The organism is Kitasatospora sp. NPDC089913 (assembly GCF_044748625.1).
Taxonomy (GTDB): domain Bacteria; phylum Actinomycetota; class Actinomycetes; order Streptomycetales; family Streptomycetaceae; genus Kitasatospora.
Window position 1 is genome coordinate 1 of sequence record NZ_JBIVGI010000057.1, and the last position, 16749, is coordinate 16749.

15 protein-coding genes and 1 pseudogene are annotated in these 16749 nt (G+C 75.3%); 7 read left to right on the plus strand and 9 right to left on the minus strand.

What is annotated here, in order from left to right:
• The 5 genes and pseudogenes from ACIPYS_RS39890 to ACIPYS_RS39910 form a co-directional block, all read right to left on the minus strand.
• A pseudogene (locus ACIPYS_RS39890) lies at positions 1 to 385 on the minus strand (hypothetical protein); the annotation flags it as partial.
• A 106-nt stretch (positions 386 to 491) separates the two neighbouring features.
• Positions 492 to 836: a transcriptional regulator gene (locus tag ACIPYS_RS39895; RefSeq protein ID WP_093862763.1), complete on the minus strand. Its 345-nt coding sequence runs from the start codon at positions 834 to 836 to the stop codon at positions 492 to 494.
• Complete coding sequence (locus tag ACIPYS_RS39900; RefSeq protein WP_093862764.1) at positions 833 to 1606, minus strand: hypothetical protein; 774 nt, start codon at positions 1604 to 1606, stop codon at positions 833 to 835. The genes ACIPYS_RS39895 and ACIPYS_RS39900 overlap by 4 nt, the downstream gene beginning before the upstream one ends.
• 134 nt (positions 1607 to 1740) lie before the next feature.
• On the minus strand, positions 1741 to 2673 hold the full coding sequence (locus ACIPYS_RS39905) for a 5'-3' exonuclease H3TH domain-containing protein (RefSeq protein ID WP_400755508.1): 933 nt from the start codon (positions 2671 to 2673) through the stop codon (positions 1741 to 1743).
• Positions 2674 to 2717: 44 nt separating this feature from the next.
• Positions 2718 to 3758: a cation diffusion facilitator family transporter gene (locus ACIPYS_RS39910; RefSeq protein WP_093862766.1), complete on the minus strand. Its 1041-nt coding sequence runs from the start codon at positions 3756 to 3758 to the stop codon at positions 2718 to 2720.
• Between the two features lie 183 nt (positions 3759 to 3941).
• Between ACIPYS_RS39910 and ACIPYS_RS39915 the strand changes: the two genes are divergently transcribed.
• Together ACIPYS_RS39915 and ACIPYS_RS39920 are read left to right on the plus strand one after the other, a co-directional pair.
• The gene (locus tag ACIPYS_RS39915) at positions 3942 to 5168 is read left to right on the plus strand and encodes a chromate transporter (protein ID WP_400755510.1); all 1227 of its coding nucleotides are present in this window, start codon (positions 3942 to 3944) and stop codon (positions 5166 to 5168) included.
• Between the two features lie 233 nt (positions 5169 to 5401).
• Entirely contained in the window at positions 5402 to 6541 is a 1140-nt protein-coding gene (locus tag ACIPYS_RS39920) for a GDSL-type esterase/lipase family protein (protein ID WP_400755512.1), read from the plus strand.
• Here ACIPYS_RS39920 and ACIPYS_RS39925 read toward each other — a convergent pair.
• Positions 6423 to 7160, minus strand: coding sequence for a gamma-glutamyl-gamma-aminobutyrate hydrolase family protein (locus tag ACIPYS_RS39925; RefSeq protein WP_093862769.1), 738 nt, complete (start codon positions 7158 to 7160; stop codon positions 6423 to 6425). The two genes, ACIPYS_RS39920 and ACIPYS_RS39925, sit on opposite strands and share 119 nt — an antisense overlap.
• Before the next feature lie 162 nt (positions 7161 to 7322).
• Between ACIPYS_RS39925 and ACIPYS_RS39930 the strand changes: the two genes are divergently transcribed.
• From ACIPYS_RS39930 to ACIPYS_RS39945, 4 genes are all read left to right on the plus strand, one after another.
• Positions 7323 to 8729 carry a glutamine synthetase family protein gene (locus tag ACIPYS_RS39930; RefSeq protein WP_400755515.1) on the plus strand — a complete coding sequence of 469 codons (1407 nt, stop codon included), beginning with the start codon at positions 7323 to 7325 and terminating at the stop codon, positions 8727 to 8729.
• Complete coding sequence (locus ACIPYS_RS39935; RefSeq protein ID WP_400755517.1) at positions 8726 to 10126, plus strand: aldehyde dehydrogenase family protein; 1401 nt, start codon at positions 8726 to 8728, stop codon at positions 10124 to 10126. Before ACIPYS_RS39930 ends, ACIPYS_RS39935 begins: the two co-directional genes overlap by 4 nt.
• 9 nt (positions 10127 to 10135) lie before the next feature.
• Entirely contained in the window at positions 10136 to 10978 is an 843-nt protein-coding gene (locus ACIPYS_RS39940) for an SDR family oxidoreductase (RefSeq protein ID WP_093862771.1), read from the plus strand.
• A gap of 173 nt (positions 10979 to 11151) precedes the next feature.
• Entirely contained in the window at positions 11152 to 12342 is a 1191-nt protein-coding gene (locus tag ACIPYS_RS39945; RefSeq protein ID WP_400755520.1) for a DUF2510 domain-containing protein, read from the plus strand.
• A gap of 308 nt (positions 12343 to 12650) precedes the next feature.
• Here ACIPYS_RS39945 and ACIPYS_RS39950 read toward each other — a convergent pair whose 3' ends face one another.
• The 3 genes from ACIPYS_RS39950 to ACIPYS_RS39960 all read right to left on the minus strand — a co-directional run bounded on the left by ACIPYS_RS39950 (position 12651) and on the right by ACIPYS_RS39960 (position 15631).
• Positions 12651 to 13574 (minus strand): lytic polysaccharide monooxygenase, encoded by a 924-nt coding sequence (locus ACIPYS_RS39950; RefSeq protein ID WP_400755521.1) that lies wholly within the window; start codon positions 13572 to 13574, stop codon positions 12651 to 12653.
• 293 nt (positions 13575 to 13867) lie between these two features.
• A complete protein-coding gene (locus ACIPYS_RS39955; RefSeq protein ID WP_093862774.1) occupies positions 13868 to 14296 on the minus strand; it encodes a hypothetical protein in 429 nt (142 codons plus the stop codon).
• Between the two features lie 78 nt (positions 14297 to 14374).
• Entirely contained in the window at positions 14375 to 15631 is a 1257-nt protein-coding gene (locus ACIPYS_RS39960) for an amino acid deaminase/aldolase (protein ID WP_400755524.1), read from the minus strand.
• 159 nt (positions 15632 to 15790) lie between these two features.
• On the opposite strand from ACIPYS_RS39960, the gene ACIPYS_RS39965 reads away from it, so the two are divergent.
• A complete protein-coding gene (locus ACIPYS_RS39965; RefSeq protein ID WP_093862776.1) occupies positions 15791 to 16564 on the plus strand; it encodes an SseB family protein in 774 nt (257 codons plus the stop codon).
• The last annotated feature ends 185 nt before the right edge of the window (positions 16565 to 16749 follow it).

The window sequence follows — 16749 nt, forward strand, 5'->3', positions numbered from 1 at the left end:
GGCCCCACCCAATTTCCGGGGCCTCCTCCGGCTTGGGGGTGGCGAGCCTCCAACCCCACCACGGGGGGTGGTGTGGTAAGTCGGCCGGGCCGACTTCCCACTCCGAGACACTCAACATCGCCGAGTGCGATCGCCGCTCCGGTTTGCGAGAGGCGGGCTGACGCATGGTCGGCTGCCCTCGCCCGAGCTGGGCGAGGGCAGCCCGCCGGCCTCGGATCAGGGCTGGTACCTCGCGTACGGTCAGGCGTCGTCGAGGAGTTTGCGGGCGGCTGAGGGTGCGGTCGATCTCGGCGCCGGGGCGGGCGAGGCGGTCGGCGGCGGCGCGCTGTGGGTTGTCGAGCGCGAACCCGGCCTCCCGGGCCGCCCGTTCGTAGGTTTCCAGCATCCGCCCCGCCCCCTGTCGGTACGCGGCCGGCCGGTACGTCCCCCGTCGGCGCACCATGATCACTTCAGGTTGGGCCCGCGCGCCGGAAGTCGGACCGGCCGACTTCCTATGCAGGAGGGCGGCTGGCGGCGTCGAGGCGGCGGACCAGTTCGCGCAGGGCGCGCAGTTCGCGGTCGAGGGCCTGGGTGCCGGCGGTGGTGAGGGTGACCCAGGTGCGGGGGCGGCGGCCGGCGTAGCCCTTGTTCACGGCGACAAGTCCGGAGTCCTCCAGGACCTTCAGGTGCCGGGAGAGGTTGCCGTCGGTGAGCCCCAGCTCCTGCTTGAGGAAGGCGAAGTCGACACTCTCCGCCTCGCGGGCGATCGCCAGGACCCCGAGGCGGACCCGCTGGTGGACGGTGTCGTCCAGGGCCAGGGTCGGGTGCTGTTCCTCGGTGTCGTCCGTGACGCTCATGGGCCGACCGTACGGGATGCGGCGGACGTGCGACGCTCGGCGGCCCACTGGGCCAGGCCGGGGGCCAGCAGCACGGCGGCGAGCAGCAGGGCCTTCGACCGGGGGTCGTCGAGCCACGGAAGCCGGCTGCCGTCCCCGGACGCGCCGAGGAAGACGGTGAGCAGCACGGCGTGGACGAGGCCCGTGGCGGCCACAAGCGGGCTGCGCTCGGTCAAGCCGAGGATCAGCAGGCCGATGCCGAGCACGTACCAGGGCGAGGCGTAGTCGTTCCCGAGAACGGAGAGTGAGAACGGCACCCGTTGGGCGAAGGCCAACGTGAGCACAACGGCGGTGACCACGACGGTGGCCGCGGCCGTGGCACCGAGCCAGGCGCTGCGATGCGGGACGATGCCGCGGGCCTCGCCGCGCCGCCGGTACCAGCGGGCCAGTACGAACCAGGCCAGCGGGAGCAGTGCGAACCAGATCCCCCAGGCCAGGAGGCGCAGGATCGCACCGTCGAAATCGCTGGTCACGCAAGGGCTGTCGGGTGCGCCGTGCTGCACGCAGAGGCCGGTGTACTCCGCGTAGGCGAAGGCCGGGTACGAGGTGATGGTCCGACCGGTGGCGCCGAAGTTGTACGCCTCCCGCGCGATCGGGACGGCGGCCAGGGCCAGCAGTCCGAGGCCGAGCAGCGGGACGCCCGCGCCTCCTAGCTGGGTCCGGGCCCGGGCGCGCAGGCCCTTCGTGGCGGCGAGCAGTGCGGCCGGGTCGTCCCGGTGCAGTGTGTCCATGGTCCACCCCTGGTGACGTTGTGTCAGTGGCTAGACTTTGCATTGCAAAGTAGATTGCAGTCAAGAGTTCATGGGACGGCAAAGCAAAGGGCCCGTCGCACGGTGCGACGGGCCCTGTCGGAGGCGGTGGGTGTTCAGCGGGCGGCGAGGGTCTCCAGGACGCGTTCCAGCGAGGTGCCGAGGCCCCAGCGGGCGGCGAGCGACTCCAGGGTCATTGGGTCGAGGGGCTCGGTCGGCAGGGCCGGGTCGAAGTCGGGCAGCGGGGCGTCGGTGGCGACCCGGACCACGGTCGGCGCCACGTCCAGGTAGGCCGCCGCCTCCAGGATGTTGCGGCGCCGGGCCGGGGTGAGCGCGGAGCCGATGTCCTGGGCGGCGGCGCGGATGCCGGCGAGGTCGCCGTACTCGTGGATCAGCTGGGCCGCCGTCTTCTCGCCGATGCCCTTGACGCCGGGCAGGCCGTCGCTCGGGTCGCCGCGCAGGGCGGCCAGGTCGGCGTACTGGGCGCCGCCCACGCCGTACTTCTCCCGGAGCAGCGCGTCGTCGGTGACCTGGAGGTTGCCCATGCCCTTGACGGGATAGAGCACGGTGATCCCCCGGGCGTCGTCGACCAGCTGGAACAGGTCGCGGTCGCCGGTGACGATCTGCACCGGTCCGGTGGCGCGCGCGGTCAGGGTGCCGATCACGTCGTCCGCCTCGTAGTCGGCGGAGCCGATCCGGGCGATGCCGAGCGCGTCCAGCACCTGTTCGATCACCGGGACCTGCGGGGCGAGGGTGTCCGGCACCTCCTCCGCGCCGTCCTCGGCGGCCTCGGCGACCCGGTGGGTCTTGTAGGAGGGGATGAGGTCCACCCGCCACTGCGGCCGCCAGGCGGCGTCCATGCAGGCGACCAGTTGGTCGGGCCGGTGGCCGTGGACCAGCCGGGCGATGAAGTCCAGCAGGCCCCGGACGGCGTTGACCGGCTCACCCTGCGGCGAGCGCAGGGTGTCCGGTACGCCGAAGTAGGCCCGGAAGTACAGGCTGGCGGAGTCGAGCAGCATCAGGCGGGGTGCGGTCACGCCTTCGATCATGCCGCACCCGGCGGACAGCGAGGCCCCACCGGCCCGGCCAACCCCTAGTGCTTGTGCGGGCCGGCGCGGTGGACCGGGCCGTGGGCGTCGGCGCAGTGTTCGGCGGCGAGTTCGCCCGCGGTGGTGATCTGCAGCAGCGCGCCGGCCTCGTCCTCGCCGACGTGGTCGACCTGGAGGGTGCTGTGGGTGATCCCGTACTCGCCGGCCAGCCGGCCCTGGAGTTCGCGCCGTACGGCGTGGCAGTCGCCGCCCGGGGTGACCAGGATGTGCGCGGAGAGCGCCGGCTGCCCCGAGGTGATCTCCCAGATGTGAAGGTCGTGGATCTCCTCGACCAGGGGCTGGTCGACCAGCCGGTCGGCCACCGCGTCCGGGTCGATCCCCGCGGGCGCGGCCTCCAGGAAGATCCGTCCGGAGTCGCGGACCAGGCCGATGCCCGCCTTCAGCATCAGCGCGACCACGATCAGCGAGGCGATCGAGTCGGCCCGGGCGAAGCCGGTGGTCACCACGATCAGACCGGCCACGGCGGTGGCGATGAACGCGTACAGGTCGGTCAGGACGTGCTGGAAGGCGCCCTCGACGTTCAGCGAGCTGCGGTTGGCCTTGGACATGCACCAGGTGGCGGCCACGTTCACCACGATCCCGACCAGTGCGGTGATCAGGACCAGCGAACCGGTCACCTCCGGCGGTTCGAGCAGCCGGCTGATCGCCTCGTAGCCGAGCCAGGCCGACAGCAGCAGCAGCGTGACCCCGTTGGCCTGGGCGGAGAGGATCTCGGCGCGCTTGAGCCCGTAGGTGTAGCCGCCGCGCGCGGGGCGGGCGGAGAGCCGCATGGCGATCAGCGCCAGCACGATCGAGGCGGCGTCGGTGAGCATGTGGGCGGCGTCCGAGATCAGCGCCAGCGACTGGGCGGCGAAGCCCACCACCACCTCGCCGGCCATGAACACCACGATCAGTGCGAGCGCGCTCAGCAGCCACCGGCGGTCGGCGTCGGCGGCCACGCCGTGCGAATGGCCGCCGTGGCCGCCCCGGCCGCCGTGCTGGTGGTCATGCTCATGATCATGCTGGGAGTGCTCGTGGCCGGCCATCGAAGTCCTCTCCTGGAGCCCATGAACGCGTGGGGGTAAGGGGCGGTGTCCGTGACCGCCCCGCACCCGAAGTGAACCGCACATCGAACGAAGATCCAAAGGCTGCATTGGAGACCGTTGTCATTGCCGCGTCGTAACCCTCGTGGGGTATCGTCCCGCCGTCGTTGACCAGGGGAGAAGCGCATGGGGCCGGACGGGCGCAGCGGAGGGGCCGAACGGGTGGTCGGCCTCGGCACGATCGCCCGCGAGTGGGGCCGGATCGGGATCACCGGCTTCGGCGGGCCGCCCGCGCACATCCTGCTGCTGCGCCGGCTCTGCGTGGAGCGGCGGCGGTGGCTGACCCCCGAGGAGTTCGAGGACGGCATCGCGGCGACCAATCTGCTGCCCGGTCCGGCCTCCACCCAGCTGGCCGTCCTGACCGCGTGGCGGCTGCGCGGCGCGCCCGGCGCGCTGGTCGGCGGGGTCTGCTTCGTCGGGCCCGGGCTGGTGCTGATCCTCGCGCTGGCGGCGCTGTTCCTGGCCGGCGACCCGCCGCTCTGGGTGCTCGGCGCGGCGGCCGGCGCCGGGGCGGCGGTACCGGCGGTCGCGGTGCAGGCGGCCACCTCGCTGGTCCCGGCGAGCCTCGGCCGGATCGGCCGGACCGGGGCCGCCCGTGCCCGCTGGGCCGGGTACGCGCTGGCCGGGGCGGTGGCGGCGGTGCTGACCGGGCCCTGGCTGGTCCTGGTACTGATCGCCGCCGGACTGGCCGAGATCGCCGTCCGGGGCGGAAGGGGCGACCGGGAACCAGGCGGACCAGGCGGACCGGGCGGGCCCGGCGGACCGGGCGCCCGGTCCGGGCTGCCGCTCGCCACCGGGCCGCTCGCCCTCGGCGGGCTCGGCGGGCTCGGGGCGGTGGCCTGGGTGGCGTTCAAGGTGGGCGCGCTCTCCTACGGGGGAGGGTTCGTGATCATCCCGCTGATGCGGGACGACGCGGTCAACCGCTACCACTGGATGACCGACGGACAGTTCCTCAACGCCGTAGCCCTCGGCCAGGTCACCCCGGGGCCGGTGGTGCACACCGTCGCGGCGGTCGGCTACGCGGCGGCCGGGCTCGGCGGCGGCCTGCTCGCGGCGGCGGTCGCGTTCGCGCCGTCCTTCCTCTTCGTGCTCCTCGGCGGCCGTCACTTCGACCGGCTCCGGGCCGACCGGCGGGTGCGGGACTTCCTCACCGGCGCCGGACCGGCCGTGACCGGCGCCATCGCCGGCTCCGCGCTGCCGCTGGCCGCTTCGCTCGGGTACGGCTGGCAGTGGGGCGTGCTGGCGGGGGCGCTGCTCTGGCTGGTGCTCGCCCGGCGGGGCGTGGTGCTCGCCCTGCTGGCCGCCGGCGCGGCCGGGGTGCTCGCCGTGGCCGCCGGACTGCCGCCGGCCTGAGCGGCCGACGGTTTGCACCGCGGACGGCCCGCGCTGCAGACGGCCCGAGAGGGCAACGGCCCGCGCTGCCGACGGCCCGAGCAGGCAACGGCCTGCGCGGCCGATGGTCCGAGCCGCCCCGGCCCCGGCCGCGCCGAACGTCCGGACCGGCGTGAACCGGGGACGGGAGCGCTCACCCGGGCGGGTGAGCCCGGTTTGCGCGCCCCCGAGCGCCTGCACCACGATCGACGCCCGTGAAGATCACCACGGCCCGGTCCGTCCACCGCCTCGCGGAACTCGCGCTCACCGAACTGTGGATGACGAACAGTCAGACCTGTGCGGACTGCCGACCGGCACGGCCCCCGGGGTCGCCCCGAAGCCCTGCCCGGGAGCGTCCCGTCCCGGCCGGCGGCGACCTCCGTCCGCCCGCGCTCGTCGTCCGCCTGTGCGCCCGGCTGCTGATGCGCCGGTCGTCCGCCGACCGGTCGCCCCCGGCCGTCGACGGCCGCTACGGCCCGGACCGGCCCGCCGACCCCCGGCCGCTCACCCTGCTGCTGCTCGGCGACTCGCTCGCCCTCGGCCCCGGAGCCGTCCCGCCCGGCGGGACCCTCGGCGCCCGTCTCGCCCGCTCCCTCGGCGAGCACCTGGACCGGCCCGTCGACCTCCGGGTCCTGGCCCGGCCCGGCGCCACCACGGACGCCCTGCGGCACCAGCTCGCCCTGGCCTCCCGGCTCAGGCCCGGCATCGCGGTAGTGGCCGTGGGCGGCGCCGACGCCCTGCTCCCGCTCCCGGTCGGCCGTGCCGCCCGCCGCTTCGTCCTGGTGCTCCGGCGGCTCCGCGACACCGGCTGGCACCCGGTCGTGGTGCCCTGCCCCGACCCCGACCCCGGCCCCGCACCCGGCCTCCGCGCCCCGGCCCGGTTGCTCGGCGCGCCCCGCGCCCGCCGCCTCGCCCGGCGCCAGATCCGCGCCGCCGAACGCACCGGGACCCCGGTCGCCCCCGCCGCCGGGCCCGGTTCCGCCGGCCCCGCCGGGCACGCCGAGTACGCCGCCCGGATGCTGCCCGCCCTCCGCGCCGCCGCCGGAACACTCCGGGCACAAGGGCCGGGCCCGGGAGCGGTGGCGGCGGCGAGGAGGGCGGGGGCGAGCGAGGAGGTCGGGGCGGGAGCCGACACCGCTGCCGACGCCGCCACCGTCACCGACGCCGTGGCCGCCACCGTCACCGACGCCGCGCCCGGTCCCGGCGGCCTCCGGCCCCGCCGCCCCGACCGTACGGCTACCCCACCTCCACCGGCTCCAGCTGCAACGACCGCGCCGCCGTCGCGGCCCGCACCAGTGCCCGCATCACCCGCAGGTCCTCACCCTGCTCCGGATGCCACTGCACCCCGAGCGTGAACCCCGGCCCCTCCACCGCCTCCACCGTCCCGTCCGGCGCGTGCGCGCACACCCGCAGCCCGGTCCCCAGCCGGTCCACCGCCTGGTGGTGGAAGGTCGGCACGGTCAGCTCCGGCTCCGGCAGCAGTCCGCCCAGCAGCGTCCCCGGTACCGGCCGCACCACGTGCGTCCCGTACCGGCCGGGCGAGCCCGCGTGCACGTCCACCGCCACCACGTCCGGCAGGTGCTGGATCAGCGTGCCCCCGCACACCACGTTGAGCACCTGCATGCCCCGGCAGATCCCCAGCAGCGGCATCCCGGCCGCCAGCGCCGCCCGCAGCAGCGCCGACTCCCAGACGTCCCGCTCGACCGTGTCCAGATCGGTCAGCGGATGCGGCGGCTGCCCGTAGTAGGCGGGGTCGATGTCCGGTCCGCCCGCGACGACCAGTGCGTCCAGCCGGGCGAGCACCTCCGGCGCGCGCTCGGGGGCGTCGGGCGGCAGCAGCACCGCGATCCCGCCCGCATTCTGTACGTAGGCGGTGTACCGCTCGGGCACCAGGGCCACCCGGCGGTCGCGCCAGTCGCTCCAACTCGCGTCCACCAGATAGGTGCTGACGCCGACAATAGGCCTGCGATCCATGGCGCGCATTCTCCTCCCGTCCCGCCCGGTCACCCGTCAACCTCGCACCTCGGCGCGCCACACCCGTCCGCCCTCTTCCGTGCTGTCAGCGCCAGGCCGTACGGTTCGCTGTGACCGCGCCGTCTCGCTGCGTGATCGAGGAACAGGAGGAGGGCCTCCACCATGTCCGACCGCACCACCGCACCCGGGGCCGCCGGGCCCGGCACCCCCCGACGGCGCGCCCCGCTCACCCTCGACGAGCTGCGCGCGCTGGTCGACGCGGGCGAGGTGCACACCGTCGCCCTGGCCTTCACCGACATGCAGGGCCGGCTCCAGGGCAAGCGCTTCGCCGCCGGTTTCTTCCTCGACGAGGTGGCCGAGCACGGTGCCGACGCCTGCGAGTACCTGCTGGCCGTGGACATCGAACTCAACACGGTTGACGGCTACGCGCTCTCCTCCTGGGAGACCGGCTACGGCGACTTCGCCATGCGCCCCGACCTGTCGACCCTCCGCCTGACCCCCTGGCAGCCCGGCACCGCGCAGGTCACCGCCGACCTCGCCGGACGCGGCGGCCACCCGGTGGCCGCCGCCCCCCGCCAGCTGCTGCGCCGCCAGATCGCCCGGCTCGCCGAGTACGGCCTCGCCGCCGACATCGGCACCGAGCTGGAGTTCCTGGTGTTCCGCGACACCTACGAACAGGCCTGGCAGGGTGGTTACCGCGGGCTGACCCCGGCCAACCTCTACAACGTCGACTACTCGCTGCTGGGCACCGCCAGGGTCGAGCCGCTGCTCTCCCGGATCCGCACCGAGATGGCCGGCGCGGGCCTGGTGGTCGAGTCCGCCAAGGGCGAGTGCAACCTCGGTCAGCACGAGATCGCCTTCCGCTACGCCGACGCGCTCACCACCTGCGACCAGCACAGCGTCTACAAGACCGGCGCCAAGGAGATCGCCGCCCAACTCGGCTGCGCACTCACCTTCATGGCCAAGTACGACCAGCGCGAGGGCAACAGCTGCCACATCCACCTGTCGCTGCGGGACGCGGTGGGCGCCCCGGCGTTCGCCGCCGCCGACGGCCGGATGACCGACACCATGCGGCACTTCCTGGCCGGGCAGCTGCTCGCGCTGCGCGAGTTCACCCTGCTGTACGCGCCCAACATCAACTCCTACAAGCGCTACCGCCCGGGCTCGTTCGCGCCGACCGCGGTCGCGTGGGGCCGGGACAACCGGACGTGCGCCTACCGGGTGGTGGGGCACGGCGCGGGCCTGCGGATGGAGAACCGGGTGCCCGGCGGGGACGTCAACCCCTACCTGGCGGTGGCCGGCATGATCGCCGCCGGTCTGCACGGCGTCCAGCAGAAGCTGGAGCCGCCCGCCCCCTGCCTGGGCAACGCCTACGCCGTCGAGGACTACGCCCGGGTGCCCGGCTCGCTGCGCGAGGCCGCCGACCTGTGGGGCGCCAGCGAACTGGCCCGCACCGCCTTCGGGGACGACGTGGTCGAGCACTACCTCCACATGGCCCGGGTCGAGCAGGACGCCTACGACGGAGCGATCACCGACTGGGAGCGCTACCGGTCCTTCGAGCGGATGTGAGCACCATCGACACGACCACCACCCTCACCGGCGCGGCGCCCCCCGCCTGCACCGTCCGCAACCCCGCCACCGGCGAGGTCCTCGCCACGCTGCCCGACACCACGCCCGTCCGGCTCGACGCCGCGGTGCGGCGCGCCGTCGCGGCCCAGCGCGGCTGGGCCGCCCTGGCGCCCGGCGAACGGGCCCGGCTGCTGCGGCGCTTCGCCGACCAGGTGGACGTGCACGTCCCCGAACTCGCCGCCCTGGAGGTCACCGAGGCCGGCCACACCATCGGCAACGCCACCTGGGAGGCCGGCAACGTCCGCGACCTGCTGGAGTACGCGGCCGGGGGAGTGGAGCGGCTGACCGGGCGGCAGATCCCGGTGGCCGGGGGGCTGGACGTCACCTTCCGCGAACCGGTCGGCGTGGTCGGGGTGATCGCGCCGTGGAACCTCCCGATGCCGATCGCCGCCTGGGGCTTCGCACCCGCCCTCGCGGCGGGCAACGCGGTCCTGCTCAAGCCCGCCGAGGCGACCCCGCTCACCGCGCTGCGGCTCGCCGAACTCGCCCTCGCCGCCGGACTGCCCGAGGGCCTGTTCCAGGTGGTGCCGGGCTCCGGGCCGGTGACCGGCCGGGCGCTGGTGGACCACCCGGACGTGCGGAAGATCGTCTTCACCGGCTCCACCCTGGTCGGCAAGGAGGTCGCCGCCCGCTGCGCGGCCCGGGCCAAGCGGGTGACCCTCGAACTCGGCGGCAAGAGCCCCAACATCGTCTTCGCCGACGCCGACCTCGCGGGCGCCGCCGACCCGATGTCCTTCCTCGACAACAGCGGCCAGGACTGCTGCGCCCGCAGCCGGATCCTGGTCCAGCGGGAGGTCCTGGAGGACTTCCTGGCCCTGCTGCTGCCGGCCGTGGAGACGGTCCGCACCGGCGACCCGGCCGATCCGCGGACCACGCTCGGCCCGCTGATCTCGGCCGCGCAGGTACGGCGGGTGGCCTCGTACGTGACGCCCGACCTGCCGGTGCTGGCCCGCGGCACCGTCCCGGACGGCCCCGGCTTCTGGTTCCCGCCGACGGTGCTGGCGCCGGCCCGGCCGGACGTCCCGGCGGTCACCGAGGAGATCTTCGGCCCGGTCGCGGTGGTGCTCCCGTTCGAGGACGAGGCGGACGCGCTGCGGCTGGCCAACGCGACCAGGTACGGCCTGTCCGGCTCGATCTGGACCCGCGACCTGGGCCGGGCGCTGCGGCTGGCGCGCGGCGTCGCGGCCGGGAACCTCTCGGTCAACTCGCACTCCTCGGTGCGGTACTGGACGCCGTTCGGCGGTTTCGGGGAGTCCGGGGTCGGCCGCGAGCTGGGGCCGGAGGCGCTGGCGCACTTCACCGAGACCAAGAACGTATTCATCCGCACCGACGCGTAGGAGCCGCCAGTGACCCGGAACGCCCCCCGGCCGCACCACCCCCACGAGTCCGGGGAGGCCGGCGAGCCGGTCTGCCGCCGGCTGGTCGGGCGTACGGCCGTGATCACGGGTGCGGGCAGCGGGATCGGCCCGGCCTCGGCCCGCCGGCTCGCCGCCGAGGGCGCCCGGGTGGTCTGCGCCGACCTCGACGAGACCGCCGGCAGGGCGGCCGCCGAAGCGGTCGGCGGCCTGTTCGTGCACACCGACGTGACCGACCCGGCGATGGTCGAGGCGCTCTTCGACGAGGCCTACGAGACCTTCGGCAGTGTGGACGTCGCCTTCAACAACACGGACACCCCGCTGCCGGAGGACGACGCGGTCCTGACCGCCGGGCCGGACGCCTGGCGCGGGGTCCAGGAGGCCGACCTGACCTCGGTCCGCCTGTGCTGTCTGGCCGTGCTGCCGTACATGCGCCGGCACGGGCGCGGTTCGATCGTCAACGCCGCGGGCTTCGTGGCCCGGTCGGGCTCGGCGGCCTCGCGGATCTCCGCCGCCGCGTCCCGGGGCGGAGTGCTCGCGATGTCGCGCGAGCTGGGCGTGCAGTTCGCCAGGGAGGGGATCCGGGTGAACGCGCTCTCCCCGGGGCCGGTGGACACCCCGCTGCTGCGCGAGCTGGTCGCCGCGGACCCGGAGCGGGCGGCCCGCCGGCTGGCGCGGGTCCCGCTCGGCCGCTTCGCCCGGCCGGAGGAGATCGCGGCCGCGGTCGCCTTCCTGGCCAGCGACGATTCCTCGTTCATGACGGCCGGCGAGCTCCTGGTGGACGGCGGGATCTCCGGCGCCGGTGCGGCGCCGCCGCACGGCCCCGGGGAGTGACCGGGTGCCGCCCGGAGTGCGAGCACGGTGCGGCCCGGGGTGTGATCGGAAAGACACGGTCCGGGCTCTCGGAGGGGCCGCTGCCGCCTTCTCACGGTAATTTCATCGAAAAGGGCCGGAATTCGGGGTCCAGCTGATTTCGCGCTTATCCGGCTGCCTTTAGATTCTCTGTCGTGAGTGAGCAGATCCCCGCCGGGTGGTACCCGGACCCGAAGGACATCACCAGCGACCCGCGACCCCAGCGCTGGTGGGACGGCAAGGGCTGGACGGCCAGCACCCGGCCCGCACCCTCGGACGCGCCGCCGCCGGAGGCCCCGGCGGCCGGCGCTCCGGGGCCGGAGGAGACCGCCGAGACCCGGGTGCTGGAGGGGGAGGTGCTGGACAGCGGACCGTCGGTCCGCTTCCCGGAGCCGCCGCCCTTCGGCGCCGCCTACGGTTCGCCGCCGCCCCCGCCGCCGAAGCGGCGCCGCAAGCCGTCCAAGCTCGTGATCGCGGCCACCGTGGCGGCCGTGCTGGGCCTGGGCGTCGGTTCGGGCATCACCTATCTGGCGATGGACGACCACGGCGACCGGCACCACAACGCGCGCCAGGCCGTTCCGCCGGGCGGCAACGGCAACGGCAATGGCGGCCCGTGGCGCGGTCTGCCGGACTTCGGCGACCCGGGCGGCAACGGCGGCAACAACGGCAACGGCGGCAACAACGGCAACGGCGGTAACGGCAACGGCAACGGCGGTGGCCAGGGCAACGGCGGCCGGGGCAACGGGAACGGCAACGGCGGCCAGGGCAACGGCAACGGCGGCCGCGGCAACGGCGCCAACAGCACCCAGGCCGTCGACGCCGTGAACCGGCTGGTCCTGTCCATCCCCTCGGGCTGGGAGGGCGGCACCACCCGCGACGGCTTCGCCCTGATCACCATCGGCTCCTACGACTGCGAGGGCGGCGGCAGCTGCTCGCTGGGCGGTGCCAACACCGGCCGGATCGACGGCAGCGGCACCGACGTCCAGGCGGCGGCCAAGGCCGACATCGACAAGGCCGTCAAGGACTCCTACAACGAGGTCCTCTCGCACCAGGAGCTCAAGTCCGAGGCGGTCAAGGTGGACGGCCGCGACGGCTACCTGGTCCGCTGGAAGGTGGACGCCGCCAAGGGCAACGACGGCTACGTGCAGACGGTGGTCTTCCCGTCCGCCGACGGCAAGTCGCTGGTCTCGGTGCACTTCGGCTTCGACATCGCCGACAAGGCGCCGGACGTCTCGGTGATGGACACCATCCTCAAGGGCATCAACGACTACAGCGGCAAGCTGCCCGCGATCCCGGGCTTCCCCGGCGGCCAGGACGGCGGCGGTACCGGCACCTCCAACACCTGACGCGGCAGTCGCCCCGGGACCCGACCGGGCCCCGGGGCGCGGTCCGCACGGTTCGGCTCACGCACGGCGGGGGGGGCCCCCCCCCCCCCCCCCCCCCCGGGCCCCCCGCCCCCCCCCCCCCCCGGGGGCCGCGGCCCCCCCCCACCCCCGCGGGCCGCCCGCGGGCCCCCCGCGGGGGCGCCCCCCCCCCCGCGCGCCCCCCCCCCCCCCCCCGCCGGCGCCCCCCCCCGCCGTACTGCAACGGGTGGATCGGCCGGGGCAGGCGCCGAACGGGGGTCCGAGGACGGCGCCGCCCCGGCTTCCGGCGGTCAGCCGTCGTGTCGAACAGCCTCGACCCGACGGCGCCGGAGCACCATGGCGGCCCAGCCGAGGCCGATCGCGGCGGCACCGGTGAGCAGCAGCGGCCCGGTGGCCGAACCGCCGCCGACCGCGGCGCTGTCGGCCGCGACGACCTTGCCGGCCGGCTCCTCGGCGTTGCCGCCGTGTCCGTGGTGGGCCACGGTGGACTTGGACTGGCCTGCGGCGATCTGCGCCTCGCTCGGCGCGGCCGGGGCCTGGGCGGTGAGCGCGGAGACCGCCTCGGTGAGCGAGGTGCCCTTGCCGAAGTCGATGTCCGAGCAGCTGTAGAACGCCTCGGGGCTGTCGGTGCGCTGCCACACCATGTAGAGCAGCTGACGGCCGGTGCGCTGCGGCAGGGTGCCGCTGTAGTTGTAGTAGCCGTTGTCCGAGGTGCGCAGGGTCGGCACCTGGGCGACCGTCACCGGGTCGAGGTCGGACCACTTCAGCGGCTGGGTGGGGTTCCAGCTCTGCTTGGTGATGTAGATGGTCTGGTTGCCCTGGTGCGGGGCGGTGACCCGGAACTTGAAGTCGATCTTGCCGGCGGTGACCGCGGTGGCCGGCCAGTCGGCGCGCGGCAGGTCCAGGGCCTTGTACTTGTCGCGCCCGGCGGAGCAGAGCTTGCCGTCCGGGATCAGCGCCTGGTGGTTGCCCGCGGCGTTGGCGAGGTTGACCTCGTTCCAGTCGTACAGCGGCTGGGTGCCGCTCAGTGCGACGAGGTCCTTGCAGATCTGCGACTTGGGGGTCTCCGGGCCCTCGGCGTAGCAGGCCGCGACCCGGCTGACCGGGTTGGTCACGGTGCCGTGGGCGCCGGCCGTGCCGATGCCGGCGGCCGAGACGGAGAGGAACGCGGCGCCGATGACGCCGACGGACAGGGCGGTGCGCTTCATGGACATGGGGTGGGGACTCCTTGACCGTGTACCGGGCCGAGGTTGTGGGGGAGTGCCGGGCACGTCTGCCCGAGGGGCCGGTCGACCCGGCGGTCCGGTCCCTGGGCTGAGCGTATGATTGGACTAGACCAGCTGGCAATAGCGCGCTGTGGGCCACTTTTTGACGGAATGTAGCCCGCCGAGCAGCGCAAAGGCCCGACGGGGCGCCGTGGTTAGGCATCCCATCGGGCCTTCTTAAGGTCCGGCCAAGGTTCCCGGGGCCGGCGGGGCTCCCGGGACTCCCGGCGACCCGGGCGGGGTCAGTCCCTCCCGGGCGGCGGGGACTGGTAGTTGTAGGTGATCCGGTCGGCCCGCCCCGCCTGGACGACGGACTCGTTGAACGTCCCGCCGCGGATCTCGTTGTGCACGGTGAGGCCCGGCTGCTGCCGCGGCGCGAACTCCCGCAGCAGGGCCGCCAGCTCCGCCGCCGCCTGCGGGTCCTGCCGCAGCGCCCGGCGGATCCGGTTGCGCAGCTCGGCGGCCTGGTCGCCCACCAGTTCGGCGTCGCCGTCCGCCCGGACCACCTCGACCCGGATCTCCTCCAGCTCCGCCGACACCTCCTCGGCGTCCCGCCCGCGCCCCAGCAGCCCCGCGAGGCGGGACCGCAGCTGCGTCCACGCCTCGGTGGCCATCAGCCCGACCACCGTGGTGGCCCCCGTCGTCACCAGCTGCGCGATCTCGGCCTCCACGGCCTCCCCCTCCGTCGGTCCGGTGCCCCCGTCCACGGTAGTGGAACCGCGGCCGCCGAGGGGGAGGGAGCGCGCGGCTCAGAGGAAGGTGTGCCCCTCGCCCCGGTAGGTGGGCACGGTGCGCACCACCCGGTCGCCCTCGATCAGGTGCAACTCCGGGAAGCGCTCGCAGAGTTCCCCCGCCTTGGCGTGCCGGAACCAGACCCGGTCGCCGATCAGCAGGTCGTCCGCGGCCGCGCCGAGCAGTGGCGTCTGCACCTCGCCGGCCCCCTCCATCGGGTCGTAGCGCAGCCCGGCCGGCAGGTACGGCACGGGGGAGCGGTCCGGACCGGCCGCGCCGGACGCCGGGTAGCCGCCGCCCAGCACCGTCACGACGCCGAGCCCGGGCCGACGGACCACCGGCTGGCCGAACAGCGCGGCCGGCCGGCCCCGGAACGAGCGGTAGTTGTCGAACAGCCGCGGTTGGTACAGCCCGGAGCCGGCCGCCACCTCGGTCACCGCGGCCTCGGCCACCGTCGACTCGACGCTGCCGGTGCCGCCGCCGTTGACGAACTCCAGCTCGGCCACCCGGCGCACCAGTCGGACCGTCGCGGCCCGCCGCTCGGCCAGCTCGGTCCGGGCCCGGGCCTGCATCAGCCGGATCAGCCCGGAGCGCACCGGCCGCCCGGGCACCGCGTCGCCCACCCCGGCGACGTGTCCCTCGTAGGCCATCAGCCCGACCACCCGGAAGCCACGGCGGCGCTGCACCAGCTCGGCGAAGGCGGCCACGTCCCCGGGGGTGCGCAGCGGCGAGCGGCGGGCGCCGACCCGGACCCGGCCGCCGAGCAGGTGCAGCGCGGTGTCCAGCTCCAGGCAGACCCGCACCTCGGCGGAGCCGCCCCGGGCCGCGTCGACCAGGTCCAGCTGGGCCGGGTCGTCCAGGACCACGGTGACGGCGGCGGCCAGCTCCGGGTCGGCGGTCAGCTCGGCGAAACCGGCGCGGTCGCTCGAGGGGTAGGCGAGCAGGACGTCGCGCAGACCGGTGCGGGCCAGCCAGAGCGACTCGGCGAGGGTGAAGCCCATCACCCCGGCGAAGCCCTCCACGGCCAGTGCCCGTTCCAGCAGGGCGCGGCAGCGCACCGACTTGCTGGCCACCCGGACCGGCTTGCCCCCGGCCCGGCGCACCAGGTCGGCGGCGTTGGCGTCGAAGGCGGCCAGGTCGACCACGGCCACCGGGCCGTCCAGATGGGCGGTGGCCCGGTCGTACCGGGCGCGGTCGGCCGCGGGGGAGGGGGCCGGCGGGGCGGCGGCCGGGCGGGTGGACGCGGTGCGGGCAGCGGCTTGGGGCGTGGCCATGGGCGCAGCGTGCCACACCCGCCCTACCCGCGGGTAGGGGTCGGACGGGGGACCTTCGGACGGGGGTCCGGGCGGACGCTCCGGACAGGGGCTCCGACAGGGCCCGGACGGGACCTTCGGTCCGCGCGGGGCGGCCGCACGGTGGCATAGGGTCGGCGGGTGGACCGCAACGACTTCCCGAACCCGGCCTTCGCCGGCAAGAGCATCCCCGACCCCGGATTCTCCGGCGACGACGGCACCGCGGACCCGGCGCTGACCGCCGCGCTCGCCCGCTGGACGCAGGATCCCGCCGCCGAGCCGCAGGTCCTGGCGGCGCTGACGCCGACCCGGCTGATGGTGCCGATCGTGGCGATCCTCGGCGAGGTCGAGGTGGACGAGCACGGGCACAAGCACGACAAGAGCAGTGACATGGCCGTCCCGCTGGTCGAGGCCGCCGACGGCCGGCGCGCCCTGCCGGCCTTCACCTCGCTGGAGTCGCTGGCCCGCTGGCGGGCCGACGCCCGCCCGGCGCCGGTGGCCGCGCCGCAGGCCGCCATGGTCGCCTTCTCCGAGCGCGCGGACACCCTGCTGCTGGACCCGGCCGGGCCGGTGCCGTTCCTGCTGTCCGGGGCCCGGCTGCGCGCGCTGGCGGAGAACCGGCCGTACCTGGCGCCGGCCGCCGACCCCGAGGTGCGGGAGGCGGTGCGGGCGCTGCTGGCCGCGGAGCCGCAGGTGGTCGCCGGGGTGCTGGCGGCGGCCGAGGACTCGGACGGCGTGCTCGCGGTGGTCCTGGACCCGGAGCTGGACCGGGCCGGGATGCAGGAGGCCGCGCAGCGGGTGGGCCGGGCGGTGGCCACCGACCCGGTACTGCGGGTGCGGCTGGACCTCGGGCTGGACCTGGCGGTCCTGCCGGCGGGTGCCGGGCTGCCGGGCGAACCGCTCTACCGGCGCTGACGCACCCGGCCCTGACGCACCCGGCCCTGACGCACCCGGCCCCGACGCGGCGGCCGGGACGCCGGACCGCGCACGGCGGAGGGGCACATACTCACGTGGGGTTTTGGGCCCCCCCCCCGGGGGCGGAGGGGCGGAGGAGGACCCGCCGGGGGAGGACGACGCCCCGCGCCCCCCCCCGGGGGGCC